This is a genomic window from Psychrobacter sp. TB55-MNA-CIBAN-0194, assembly GCF_040309505.1.
GTDB classification, from domain to species: Bacteria; Pseudomonadota; Gammaproteobacteria; order Pseudomonadales; family Moraxellaceae; genus Psychrobacter; species Psychrobacter fozii.
In genome coordinates this window covers 1-13,622 of record NZ_JBEOOW010000004.1, presented here as the reverse complement: position 1 = coordinate 13,622, position 13,622 = coordinate 1, and the positions used below count along the sequence as shown (strand labels likewise).

The 13,622-nt window shown below is 42.1% G+C and carries 8 protein-coding genes and 4 tRNA genes; 8 read left to right on the top strand and 4 right to left on the bottom strand.

Annotated features, from left to right (window positions below; genetic code table 11):
- Nucleotides 1-86: 86 nt before the first annotated feature.
- From AAEY75_RS05810 to AAEY75_RS05795, 4 genes are all read right to left on the bottom strand, one after another.
- A complete protein-coding gene (locus AAEY75_RS05810; RefSeq protein WP_227681270.1) occupies nt 87-641 on the bottom strand; it encodes a hypothetical protein in 555 nt (184 codons plus the stop codon).
- Between the two features lie 229 nt (nt 642-870).
- Entirely contained in the window at nt 871-2,028 is a 1,158-nt protein-coding gene (locus AAEY75_RS05805) for a hypothetical protein (RefSeq protein ID WP_197215939.1), read from the bottom strand.
- 286 nt (nt 2,029-2,314) lie between these two features.
- On the bottom strand, nt 2,315-5,293 hold the full coding sequence (gene polA / locus AAEY75_RS05800; RefSeq protein ID WP_502944376.1) for a DNA polymerase I: 2,979 nt from the start codon (nt 5,291-5,293) through the stop codon (nt 2,315-2,317).
- 256 nt (nt 5,294-5,549) lie between these two features.
- A complete protein-coding gene (locus AAEY75_RS05795; protein WP_197215941.1) occupies nt 5,550-5,963 on the bottom strand; it encodes an organic hydroperoxide resistance protein in 414 nt (137 codons plus the stop codon).
- 594 nt (nt 5,964-6,557) lie between these two features.
- On the opposite strand from AAEY75_RS05795, the gene AAEY75_RS05790 reads away from it, so the two are divergent.
- From AAEY75_RS05790 to AAEY75_RS05755, 8 genes are all read left to right on the top strand, one after another.
- Nucleotides 6,558-8,153 (top strand): peptide chain release factor 3, encoded by a 1,596-nt coding sequence (locus AAEY75_RS05790; protein ID WP_194195869.1) that lies wholly within the window; start codon nt 6,558-6,560, stop codon nt 8,151-8,153.
- Nucleotides 8,154-8,341: 188 nt separating this feature from the next.
- Nucleotides 8,342-9,196: an RsiV family protein gene (locus AAEY75_RS05785; RefSeq protein ID WP_352259016.1), complete on the top strand. Its 855-nt coding sequence runs from the start codon at nt 8,342-8,344 to the stop codon at nt 9,194-9,196.
- A 123-nt stretch (nt 9,197-9,319) separates the two neighbouring features.
- Nucleotides 9,320-10,600, top strand: a complete 1,281-nt coding sequence (locus tag AAEY75_RS05780) for an FHA domain-containing protein (RefSeq protein WP_197215944.1) — start codon at nt 9,320-9,322, stop codon at nt 10,598-10,600.
- 252 nt (nt 10,601-10,852) lie between these two features.
- Nucleotides 10,853-12,349, top strand: a complete 1,497-nt coding sequence (trpE, locus tag AAEY75_RS05775) for an anthranilate synthase component I (protein ID WP_197215945.1) — start codon at nt 10,853-10,855, stop codon at nt 12,347-12,349.
- A 192-nt stretch (nt 12,350-12,541) separates the two neighbouring features.
- Nucleotides 12,542-12,617: transfer RNA gene (locus tag AAEY75_RS05770), tRNA-Thr, on the top strand.
- Between the two features lie 67 nt (nt 12,618-12,684).
- Nucleotides 12,685-12,768, top strand: a tRNA-Tyr gene (locus AAEY75_RS05765).
- Between the two features lie 83 nt (nt 12,769-12,851).
- Nucleotides 12,852-12,925: transfer RNA gene (locus tag AAEY75_RS05760), tRNA-Gly, on the top strand.
- 120 nt (nt 12,926-13,045) lie between these two features.
- Nucleotides 13,046-13,120, top strand: a tRNA-Thr gene (locus AAEY75_RS05755).
- Nucleotides 13,121-13,622: the final 502 nt, after the last annotated feature.

Sequence of the window (13,622 nt, the reverse complement as noted above, 5' to 3'; positions counted from 1 at the left end):
TGACAATACTTATATGATGAGAACTATATCGTGATGACCTCTAATAGAATTTAATTGCATCACAAATTAATCGGCATTATCTGCCGTTATTGTCGATTTAGCACAGTGAATTTTTGCTGATTGCTTGGTAGGTTGTCAAACGTCGATAATTTGAATTGTAATAAGTAAATCAGCGCAATTATATAGATAATATTCTCTGACAGCTCTTCGACGACCTCGCCAAACTCATGTGGGAACATAATCGCATTTTCACCCATATATTGCAGTACTGCTAAGACAGCAACACCCAGATATAACGATTTTGGGACATTTTTCAGAACGCTCCAAAAATAATGGCGCGCACGAACTAGCAATATAAGCGTAGCCACAATGATGACCAGTAATACCCTGTCTTCCCACCAGTCGTAAGAATGGCCGAGCAGCACAAAGTCTTCTGGTACCAATAAATCAGACAAATAACTCAGCTCTCTGCGAATAACACTGAAGAAAACTAAAACGGAGGCAAGCCAAAAGTGGCGACCCTGTAGGACGCGGCTTTGCACTGAATATTGTAAGCAGCGTAGCAAACATAAGGTTAAGATAATGGCTTCACCAATTTCGATAATACTATTTTCAGTGATAATGGTGGTCTCCTGATTCATAAAATACAAAAAGTGAGCCCAAGGGCTCACTTCAGAATGAAAATTATTTGGCTATATATAACTCAATAGGCCGCTACTATAACGCCAAATCCAACCTCATGTTGTTAATTAATATAACTAATCGGTCATAATTCATTGTTAATGTAGGCAGCCTAATACTCTTTAATGTAAATATAACTATCAATGGTTGCTATTGATTTTGGTTCAGAAAACTTGACTGGTAGTAGGGTTAGAACAAAGCTTCCATACGTAGCAAGGCAGAAGGGTAATGGTCTTTATCTTCTGTTTTGTCATTATAGTAATTTAGCTCTGTCTGCATATATAGCCATTCGCGCCAAATGGGTTGGCGATAACTAATGGCAGGACCATAACTGTTTAAAGTTGACTTATCACTTTCAAAATAACCACTGGCAGAGAGTCCGTAGGCTAGCTGTTTCTCATTACCTAAATAATGCACCTGTCTCAGGTCGTTATCCCAGTCTTTGCGCTCTTCTTCGTCTTGATTACGATAACGAACAGTGGTGTTATTATTGATAAATCGCTTGGTATCTGCGCCATATTGTAGATTTAATCCACCTTTGACATAGTGCTCACTATCAAGTCCATAGCGATAAAAACTATCACTAGTCACTTCTAGTTTTTTGCTTTTATACCAGTCTTTATCGATACTTACTTTTAGATAAGGATCGTCCAGTGAACGAATCCCGATATCGACATCTGTGTTCACACCTAATTGATCTTCGAGCTCGTCATTAAAACGTGTCCAACGTAGGGCAATAGAGGCGTTGTCTTCTCGCGTTTTTTTAGTATTAATAAGTCTGTCTTGATTGTTGGAGGTTGCTTGATAAGTATTGCCTGTCGTGCTTTGTTTTAAAAAAGTATCTTCATCCAGCTCTTCATCACCAATAATCAGACTTAGTTGTCTCTCTAACACAGGCAAGCGTAAGCGACCACGAATCCTCGGCTCAACGGTGACATCACTACCTGTTTTGGGATCATTGGCCCAACGTGTATCTAGCACGACTCGTAAGCTGGCTTTGGCAGGCTTTTTGGGATCGGGTTCTCCAAACCAGCCGTCCATTTTATGTGCCCATTCATGCAATTGGTCTTGAACATCTTCACGGCGTTCATCTGTCCAGCCTTGCTCTTCTTGTACTGATGGGAAAGGTTGCTCGACAAGTTCTTCAGTAGGTTGATAGCCAAGTTGATCAAGAATTTCATCGCGATTGGGATCGTTATCATTAGATGACGAAGCCGTTTCTGTATTTACAGATTCTAGCAATTCTGAATCTGTAATGGGCGTAGCATCTGCCCATACTGGCGTGCATAAACCTAAACTGGCAATTATATAAACGGTACAGGTGTTAAAGTTTGCTGATGTCGTCATGAAGGGTTTCAATTGTTTTGGTCTCTGAAAAGGGTAAACAAAAGTATTATGCCATAGGTCGTTAATTATAGGGAAGTTGTGGCTAGGAATACTTTACTTCTGATGAGCGAGGGATGACTTTTACTTATAGCTGCATAGCAAGGGAGTTTATCTTTCATGATGGAGGAAGGGACTATTGCTGATATTAGTGCATTACTTAATAGGTCTTCGAATGTAAAAAAGGCTAAGCAAAATGCCTAACCTTTTTTATTAAAAAGTACATAGAATAAATTCTATACTGTAGCTATTAATGCGCCTCATCCCAGTTCTGACCACTATCCGTCTCAACCAATAGCGGCACTGCAAAGTCCACATTCCAGCCTTTTTCGACCGCAGTAACTGTCAATACATCTTGCATCGCATCGGTAATCAACTGGCTAATCTCATCAACTTTATCTGCATCAACTTCGAACACTAATTCATCATGGACTTGTAGCAGCATTTTAGCTTGCTCTTTTGGCAACACCTTATCCACGGCAATCATAGCAAGTTTGATTAAATCTGCCGCTGAGCCTTGAAGTGGCGCATTAATCGCTGCACGTTCAGCACCTTGCTTGACCATGCGGTTACTGTGAGTGATATCAGGGGTATAAAGCTTGCGGCCCAATATTGTCTCGACATAGCCTTGTTCGTGAGCGCTGGCACGCGTATTGATCATATAGTTTTTGACACCCGGGTAGCGCTCAAAGTACATATCGATATAGTCTTGCGCTTCATTACGACTCATTTGTAGCTGCTTGGCCAGACCAAAAGCACTCATGCCATACAGTAGTCCAAAGTTGATGGCTTTGGCATTACGGCGCTCAGTTGACGTGACATCTGTGACATCTTTGCCAAGCACTTCAGCGGCAGTCGCAGCGTGAATGTCGAGACCTTCGTTAAAGGCATGCGTTAAATTATTATCGCCTGAAAAATGCGCCATGAGACGCAATTCAATTTGTGAATAATCCGCTGCGAGAATCACACGACCTTCTGGAGCGATAAAGGCTTGGCGAATTAATCGACCAGTCGCGGTACGAATCGGAATGTTTTGTAAATTGGGATCAGTAGAAGATAAACGCCCAGTGCTGGTCAGTGCCTGATGATAGCTAGTGTGTACACGATCAGTTTCGCTATCTGCCACATTATCAAGCGCATCGGTATAGGTGCTCTTTAGCTTAGATAGGCTGCGATATTCCAACGTGATATCGACCAATGGATGGTCTATTTTTGACAGTACCGCTTCGCCAGTAGAGTACTGGCCTGATTTGGTTTTCTTGCCACCAGCGACGCCAAGCTTTTCAAACAGCATTTCACCGAGTTGTTTCGGAGAGCCTAAGTTGAATTCTTCACCTGCCACTTCATAAGCGCGTTTTTCAAGCGCGATAATTTCTTCATCAAAGCGTTTTGATAGTTCGTTTAAGAATGGACGTTTGATAAGAATGCCGTTCGCTTCCATTTGGCACAGTATTTCTGCCGTTGGAATCTCTAACTCATGTAGCAATTTGGCGTTATTGGCATCGTTCGCCAGCTCAACGCTGAACACCTCAAATAATTGATAGGTAATGTCGGCATCTTCACAAGCATAGTCACTGGCGATATCAATAGCGACTTGATCAAAGGTGACTTGCTTAGCACCTTTACCAGCGACATCTTCATAGCTGATGGTTTGCGTCTGTAGATAATGCCGTGCCAAGTCATCCATACCGTGACGAGTGGCGGCAGCGTTAATCACATAACTGGCAAGCATGGTATCCATTGTCCAGTTATTGGGTTGTTCATGAATGGCACCGACCAAATCGATATCATAATGACTGAGAATATGAGCATCGTATTTTAAATGTTGACCGATTTTACCGATGTTTGAATTTTCTAAAATTGGCTTTAGGCGTGTCAAAACGGTGTCACGGTCGAGCTGTTTAGCGGTTAGTTCATCACCTTCTAGACTATGCGTCAGCGGAATGTAATATGCTTCATGGGCTTGCACAGCAAAAGAGAGACCGACGATTTCAGCTTGACGCCAATAAATACTGGTAGTTTCAGTATCAATGACAAAATGAGGTACAGACTCTAACAATTGGACCAGACTTTCAAAGGCTGGTTCGTCGAGCACAGTATGCCATGCTCTATCATGCGATTTGCTATCTTGGATATTTTCAACACTGCTTGATTGTAGCGACTTAGCGATTTGCGCTTGTGATTCAGCATTCGCTTGACTGTCAGCGACACTCTGCGAGCCATTTGCAGGATGATTTGGGTGGTCGAGAGACGCGAGCTCGTTTCTAAACTCTAGCTCATTATACAATTCGCGTAATTCGTCGATGTGGGCACTAGGATCAGTATTGATTTTTAGATCGTTCCAATCTTGGCCGATGGCCAAATCTGTCACGATGGTAGCCAGTTTCCTATTAAACGGAATATCATCGGCGTGCTCAATCAAACCTTTAGCACCGCGACCTTTGATAAAACCAATATGCTTTAACATATTGCCGATATCGCCATACTCAACGAGTAAGTCTTTTGCGGTTTTTTTACCGATGCCAGGCACGCCTTTGATACCGTCTGAAGCATCACCCATTAACGTCAAGAAATCAATCATCTGATTTGGGTTAATACCGAATTTTTCGATGACAGCTTCTGTGTCCGTAATTTTACCCGTAAAGCTGTCTTCTAAGATAACGCAGTCATTGACCAGTTGCATCATGTCTTTATCACCCGTTGAAATGACGACATGATGACCTTCAGCGACAGCGCGATGGGCAAGTGTACCGATGATATCATCAGCTTCTGCACCCTCAATACGCAACAAGGGAAGACCTAAGGCGGTGACCAAACGATGGATATAAGGAATCTGTTCTACTAGCTCTACGTCGATGGGCGGGCGAGCTGCTTTATAGTCAGCAGACATATGATGACGAAAAGTCGGTGATTTGGTATCGAAACAGACGGCCATATGCGTAGGGTGATAACGGCGCATCAGCTTGAGCAGCGCATTGAGCGTGCCACGGATGGCGTTGGTTATCAGGCCTTGCGAGTTTTGCATGGTCTTTGGTAAGGCATGATAAGTGCGAAACAGATAGTAAGAGCCATCAACCAAGATAAAAGGTGGTTGGTTTTTATCGACGTGACTGGTATCCATCGTCGCTACATTTGGCATGGTCTCAAAGTTTGGCAATGCGGCAGGATCAATCGCTTGATGGGAGTTGTGGTCACTGTCGGTGATGGAGTCGGTCATAGGATCAGTCATAAAGGTCACTTATCAGCTATTAGATAGAAATATGTGCTTATTATAACGATAAAATCCGTGTGTGCCGAACTGCTTAATCATTACGAGATGTTCAATATCACCTATTGAATTGCCTATTGATATGAATGGTGCGTATGGGAAGACAATTGAATCACACATAAAAAAAGAACCCAGCGTGAACTGAGTTCTTTATTTCATAGCTTATCTAACAATCAAACAGCTTTAACAATCAGGCTGCTTAACCGTCAAGCTTGTGTTATTTTACTTCTGAAGTTAATTCTACATCGATGTTGCCACGTGTTGCTTTTGAGTATGGGCATACTTGATGTGCTTTTTCAACCAGTTGCTGAAACTCATCAGCAGACAGCTCAGTGTTTTCACCAATGACATGGATTCTAGCTGCTAGCTTATAATCAGGGCCTTCGCCTTGTAATAGGTCTACTTCTATCGACGTTTTTGAATCAAACTTTGCTTTTTCCATTTGCTTAACAGCGCCAAGTGCACCGTCAAAGCAAGCGCTGTAACCTATCGCAAACATCTGCTCTGGGTTATTGCCATCTTTGCCTGAGCCTGGTGCTACCATATTGATAGTGAGATCGCTGTCGCTCAAGCTGGCTGAACCCGCGCGGCCGCCAGTAACAGTTGCTTTGGTAGAGTATAGAGTTTTCATAACACATCCTTTTTTGTTGTCAGTTTTTATAGTTACTTTATATTTAACGGGTACGTTTTGATACGAGCTTCAGCATAACAAACCATTAAGTCAGCTGTATAGGTCAGGCGTAAATATATACTGTGGAATTGTAATTAAAGGATTCAGTGACGATTTTTGGATCTAGGGCGTGTCCTCATTTTAAAAATGGTGATAAAAATGAGATAAATCGCAGTCAAACAAGGAAAATAGCGCAGATAATATCGAGATATTAGTCAGCTATTTGACGCCATTTGGCAAGATTTAGCCATTTTTAACCCATTTAGATAACTATCGATTGAATTGAGGACACGCCCTAGTATTCGCTGAAAACATAGATGCAGCAGCCATTCGTTTGGCAAACGACATCAGATTTATCAGCGGCCCAAATTGAACGCTACTATTAATTCAAAAATTGCGCCAATAGGCTCTATTTGACTGTTAGGGAACGTTTTTTTGTATGCTAATTCTGCACCTTGACGCTAAATCCGCTACAATACGCCCATTATTTATTCTATTTATTCAGATTACTGTCTAAAGACAGCCTTTTTGAAGTTAAGGTTGAAGCCAAAAATTATGAGCGTAGATCCAAAGAAACTAAACAAAGAAGTCGCCAAACGTCGTACCTTTGCCATTATTTCACATCCCGATGCTGGTAAAACCACCATGACTGAAAAACTGCTACTGTGGGGGCAGGCGATTCAAGTAGTAGGCGAAGTAAAAGGCCGTAAGACTGATCGTCATGCTACCTCAGATTGGATGAGTATGGAGCAAGAGCGTGGTATTTCTATTACCACCTCAGTTATGCAGTTTCCGTATCAAGATCATATGGTGAATCTACTAGATACACCGGGTCACGCTGACTTTAGTGAAGATACTTATCGAACCTTGACCGCTGTAGATAGTGCGTTGATGATGGTTGATGGAGCAAAGGGTGTCGAAGAGCGAACCATCAAGCTGATGGACGTGTGCCGGATGCGTGACACACCGATTATCTCATTCGTTAACAAGCTCGATCGTCAAATTCGCGAGCCGCTTGAGCTACTTAGTGAAATCGAGTCAGTTCTAAAGATTAAATGTATTCCAGTGACTTGGCCTATCGGTATGGGACAGGATTTCGTTGGTGTGTATCACTTGACTGAAAACAAAACCTACTTTTACCAAAAAGGTAATGGCGGCAAGATGACGGTCTCTGAGACTCGCGAAGGTTATGATTATCCTGATATACGTGAGCGTCTGGGGACGTTGATGTTTGATGCCTTTGAAGAGTCGCTTGAGCTGGTACAAATGGCGCTAGAAGAGTTTAGTGTTGAAGCATTCTTAGCAGGCGAGATGACGCCAGTATTATTTGGTACAGCGCTGGGTAACTTTGGTGTCAATATGGTACTTGATACTTTGGTCAAATATGCACCGCCACCCAAGGCGCATCCGACTAATGAGCGTGAAGTCGCCGCGACTGAGACTGACTTTAGTGGTTTTGTCTTTAAGATTCAGGCAAATATGGATCCGCGTCACCGTGACCGCATTGCATTCTTACGAGTCTGCTCAGGCAAGTACGAAAAAGGCATGAAGCTAAAGCATGTACGTTTGGGTAAAGACGTACGTATTGCTGATGCTTTGACCTTTTTGGCAGGTGATCGTGAAGCATTAGAAGAAGCGTATCCAGGAGATATTATCGGCTTGCACAACCACGGAACCATCTCAATCGGTGATAGCTTCACAGAAGGTGAAGAGCTAAACTTTACCGGTATTCCACATTTTGCGCCTGAATTGTTCCGCCGTGTGATACTCAAAGACCCACTAAAATCTAAAGCGCTACAAAAAGGTCTTCAGCAGTTAAGTGAAGAGGGCGCAACACAGGTCTTTATGCCGCAGATTAACAACGATTTAGTCTTGGGTGCAGTTGGTGTGCTACAGTTTGAAGTGGTGGCGCATCGTCTCAAAGAAGAGTATAAGGTTCAATGTATCTTTGAGCCTGTATCTATTGCAACGGTACGCTGGATTCACTGTGATGATGAAGTGGCACTGGCCAAGTTTAAGAAGAAAGCCCATGACCAGTTATCGCTCGATGGTGGTGGCTATCTGACGTATCTTGCACCGTCACGGGTTAACTTGCAGTTGATGCAAGATCGCTATCCAGAAATCACTTTTAGTAATACTCGTGAGCATTAAAATCCATTATCCCACGATATGATTTATCTCTAAAGACACGCTAGCCGTGTCTTTTTTATTACCTATAGTTTATGTACCAGACGTTCAAAAACTGGTAATTTCTTAAAACACAAACAGTGTTCCTACAATAACTCACTATTGTTACGGTAGAATGTTAAGCAATGTTGTATGTTTATGAAAGAGGCTATATGAACGCTACGAATCCATTTAATATTAATAACTCATCATTACGTCTGCGCTCATCTATGAAAGCGAGTCACGCACGTCTGATGGGTCTATTGGCTAGTGGTTTTTTGCTAGGGGTCGTCGCTATACCTGCAAATGCAGGTAATCTCATTAGCAGTACCGATTATTTGAATTATGAGTTGCCAGAAAACATACAAGCACAATGTGTAGAGCATGAAAACTGTCCAGAGATTGATATTAAATATTTGAATACCAATCATCGTTGGATCAATGATATGACGAATGAGCGTATTAATGCGTTAGTCGTCAATAGTAAACCGACTGAGTCAGCACCTATCAAAACGAAACTGAATCAGGCAGCGGTAAACACAGCGATTGATGACTTTGCTGGCTCACAATTTATAGATATTCCTGAAGGCAGTTCATGGGCTTACAGCTTGATGGTTACGCCTGAGTATTTGGGGCATGTGAGTGATTTTGAATTGTTCGAAATTGACTCCTATGTCTTCACTGGTGGTGCTCATGGCATGCCTTATAGTGAGTATTTAGTATTTGATCTAAGCACCAAAAAACAAATTATACTTGATGATATGCTTCAATCAGGTAAAAAATCAAAGTTCGAAGCACTTGCATACGACGCTTATAAAACGTGGGTTAAAACGGTGGACGACGATGTCAGTAGTTATGAAAAAAACTGGCCGTTTACATTGAGTGATAATATAACGATGACGGATGAAGGTATCGACATTCGCTATCAGCACTATTCTATCGGTCCATATGCTTATGGTATGCCTGTATTAAGCATTCCATATAGCAAGCTTGACGGTATTATCAAGCCTCGTTTTATTATTAAATAGCGCAAATAGACACGGTATTATTTATGACGGTTAATACCAAAATAGCTGTCAAATCGCTTTAAAAATTGGCAATAATTTAGCTAAAATCATTTGAAATTTAATAGAAAAATAAGGAATAGCATCATGACAAACAATATAGACAGCGGAAACCCGACACCATCAGCGAGCACTTGGCAGCTTAATGCATTAACAGAAGCGCTTGGAGAATTGACCCTGACGGTCGATGACAGCCTATCTATCGGACGTGGCAGTGATAATGATGTGGTACTCGGCAGCAAGCAAGTATCGCGCAATCATGCCGTGCTCAGCGTATTAGATGGTCAGTTATATGTAAAAGATTTGGACTCATCGAACGGTACGTTTATCAATGAGCAGCGTATCGAAGGAAACCAGTCAAGCCTATTGCAAGTAGATGACACAATTGGCTTTGCCAGTTTTAGCTTTTTGGTGAATGCGCCTGTTGCTACGGAAGATGAGTCGTTAATACCCGTAGCACCTGTAGCGGCAGAGGATGCAGCGGCTAATATGAATACTGCTGATGACAGTAATACTGAAGCTGCTGTTACTGAGGCTACTGCCAAAGCAGATGAGTTCGAAGAGTACATCATCGAACACCCAACCATCGATGAACCTGTGGTGAAAGAAACAGGTATTAAAGATATGCTGCCTGCTACAAATGAGAGTATTGAGACAGTAGCTGCCGATACAGCGTCAGAGGCAGCAGTAGAATCAACAAATGAAACACCTGATACTAGCCTGCCTATAGAGAATGCTACCAAAATAGCTGAACTAACCCCACAAGAGCCAATTGTCAAAGAAACAAATATTGAGGAAGTCTTGTCTGCCGCAGAAAGTGTAGAGTCTGCACCAGTAGATGATACTCCAGAGCTTATAGTAGAAGAAACACTAGAAGAGCCCGTGGTGGCAGAAGAACCCGTGATAGCAGAAGAAGTGGCTGAGCAGCAAGAAGTAGTAGCGACAGAGCCTGAATTGTCAGTAGTGGACGAGAGTGAGCCATTAGTAGAGCAGTCGGCTGTACATGAAGAAGCCGTGCACGAAGAAGTGATACGCGAAGAAGAAGCAGATGAAGACGTAGTGAATGAAGATCCAGTAGTCGAAGCAGAACATGACAAAACGACGACGACTGAGCTGCAAGAAGAAGCTGATCCTGATGTCTTACGTGCTAAGCAAGCAGCCACGGCACAGTTTTCAGGTACAGCCAATCTAGGCCAGTCTCGTGATCTTGGTACCGAAGGTAACAACGCGGCAAATCAGGCAGTCAACAACCCAGCCAATGCAGGACACATAGAGAAAAAACCAAGCGGTGGTTGGTTTATATGGATATTTGTTGCCATTCTCATCGTTGGGTTAGCGCTATGGTTGTTTAATAAAGGCGTCGTATAGCCGATAGTCGCTTATGTACTAGCCAGATAGTTTATATCTGTCAGCGTTAAGCTGTAAAAGCGAGTTTCTATAGCGTCAGCATTCAGTAGAGTGTTGACGCTATATTTTATCTATAGTCAGTCTCGCTTAGTCTACTACTTGTAATACTTTTACTCGCCTTCCTTGTATCCAAATTACATTAAACCGACTATACCTTTTTATTGTTTCAATTCTTTTTATCTTTTGCCAATATGTTGCTAAGAGAGCCTTACTATGATGACCTTTGAAGAATATCAGTCTTTTAAAGACCGTGGCTTTAGTCATGCACCACTGGTAAAAAAACGCCTAATGGATGCACAAACGCCAGTATCTGTGTTTTCTAAAGTACGTGATCTGAATGGTTCGGCGTATTTATTTGAGTCAGTCGTAGGGGGTGAGCGTTGGGCACGATATTCGATGATTGGCTTGGGTAGTGATCTGATTTTGCAATATACAGATGGCAATATGACGGTCAAAAGAAACGATCAGACGGATGTAAATGCAATAGATGATCCATTTGATTATATTCGTCAGCTGATGGCTCAATACAATATGCCCACAGCAGCCGATATCGCTATGCTACCGAGCTTTAGCGGTGGGTTAGTAGGTTACTTTGGCTATGACATGGTACGCGTCATTGAGCCAAGCGTGGGCTTGTCTGATGCACCCAATCCAATGTCGATGCCAGACATGTGGCTGATGCTTTCGATGAGCGTGATAGTTTTCGATAGTTTAGAAAACACGTTATCTATCATCGTCTATGCCGACTGCAATAGTGAAGAAGGCTACAGTAATGCTATCCGTGAATTAGAAAAAATTGAAGAAAAACTGGCAGAGATGCCAAATCTAAGTGCACCAGTGATGCCGACGCCGACGTTTACTTCACAAACAGGTGCAGAGAAGTACTGTAGTGACGTGGATAAGATTAAAGACTATATCTTAGCAGGTGATGTCATGCAGGTCGTTCCTGCGCAGCGTTTGACAGCTGATTATACCGGAGATTCACTGGCTGTCTATCGTGCTCTACGGTTTTTAAATCCATCACCGTATCTATTCTTGGTGCATGGTTATACGCTCGACGATCACAAACGCTTTGACATCATTGGTGCATCGCCTGAGATATTATCACGTATCGAAAATGGCAAAGTAACAGTGCGACCATTGGCGGGCACTCGTAAACGTGGACAGAACCAAGCAGAAGACGAAGCGCTTGAGCAAGAACTGCTCAATGATAAAAAAGAAATCGCTGAGCATCTGATGCTCATTGATTTGGGTCGCAATGATATTGGCCGCGTCTGCGAGTACGGTAGTGTTAAGGTGACCGAAAAGATGTTTATTGAGCGCTACTCACAAGTGATGCATATTGCTTCTAACGTTGAGGGTACGATATTGCCTGATAAAGACGCACTAGATGTCTTTTGTGCGACGTTCCCAGCGGGCACCTTAACAGGGGCACCCAAAATCCGCGCCATGCAAATTATTGATGAGATAGAGCCAGTACGTCGAACAGTCTTTGGTGGTGCAGTAGGGTACTTGGGCTGGCATGGGAACATGGATACCGCTATTGCTATCCGTACGGCTGTCATGCGCCGTGGCAAAATCCATATCCAAGCAGGTGCAGGTGTCGTCGCTGACTCTATTCCAGAAGATGAATGGGATGAGACCAATAAAAAAGCACTCGCCTTGTTAAAAGCAGTAAAAATGGCGTGTAATGGTTTGCACATTCGCTAGTTAAATAGCCATCTGGATGGCAAAAACAAATGCTTTGAGTAAAAAGCCAATTTAATGCTATATCTTTATTTATAAAAATGCTAATTTAATCAACAGCTTAAATATTTTTATTAAAATAATTGAAAAAAAGATGAAAAAGAGCTTGCGCATCTCAAAATATTTGATAGAATAGCCACCACTTTAAGAGAACAAGCCGACTTAGCTCAGTTGGTAGAGCAACTGACTTGTAATCAGTAGGTCGCCAGTTCGATCCCGGCAGTCGGCACCATCTCTCTTAAAGTAGCTTTTTATGAATATGTCTTAAACTAAAGTCATTTTTGTTTAAAGCAACCTAAGGTGGGATTGGGGAGCGGTCAAACCCAACAGACTGTAAATCTGTCGCGAAAGCTTCGAAGGTTCGAATCCTTCTCCCACCACCATATTTTCTAAGTTTGTCATAGCGCCAAGCATACTCTATATATTTAGAGACTCTCGATTAGAGTCCTTTAGAATAAGAGTAAATGCGGGTGTGGTATAATGGTAACACCTTAGCCTTCCAAGCTAATGACGCGGGTTCGATTCCCGCCACCCGCTCCATATATACACCATCGCAAAAATTATCAATAATAAATCACGATAATCAGTTTATGATAACTGTATCGTGATATTTTTTTAGTAAATCTACAATATTATTTGTACTGTAGTTATTAAAAACATGCTCATATAGCTCAGCGGTAGAGCACTCCCTTGGTAAGGGAGAGGTCTCGAGTTCAATTCTCGATATGAGCTCCATTTATTGTTTAAGCTTTTTGTGTTTGCTTTGCTATCTTAAACAGCGTTGCATCGATATCGAAAGCATAGGATATTGAACATTATAAATACAGTACAGCAATTGATGATTTAAGGGTGACACTGAGGTGTTGCCCTTTAGTGCTGTCAATTTATTAATAAATACTAAGTTTATTTGTAGATGAGCTACAGTAAGATAAATTAGTGCAACAGCGATGTTATATAATAGCTGGCAATGTTCAATAGCTTGAAAAGTAAGTATAATATTTATCTGTATGAAGTTGAACTGCATGGTTTGAATGCATAGACTTTAGCAAGATTACAGAACAGTTTTAGTAGATAAACCATAGCGTCAACGGTTTGATGGTCTTACCTGCATCATGAGCCGTCAAACAGCTATTCACTGATCTTTGATTGATAAAGATTCACCAAAAAAAGAGGAAATACCCATGGCAAAGGCCAAGTTTGAACGTCTAAAACCGCATGTCAACGTTGGTACCATCGG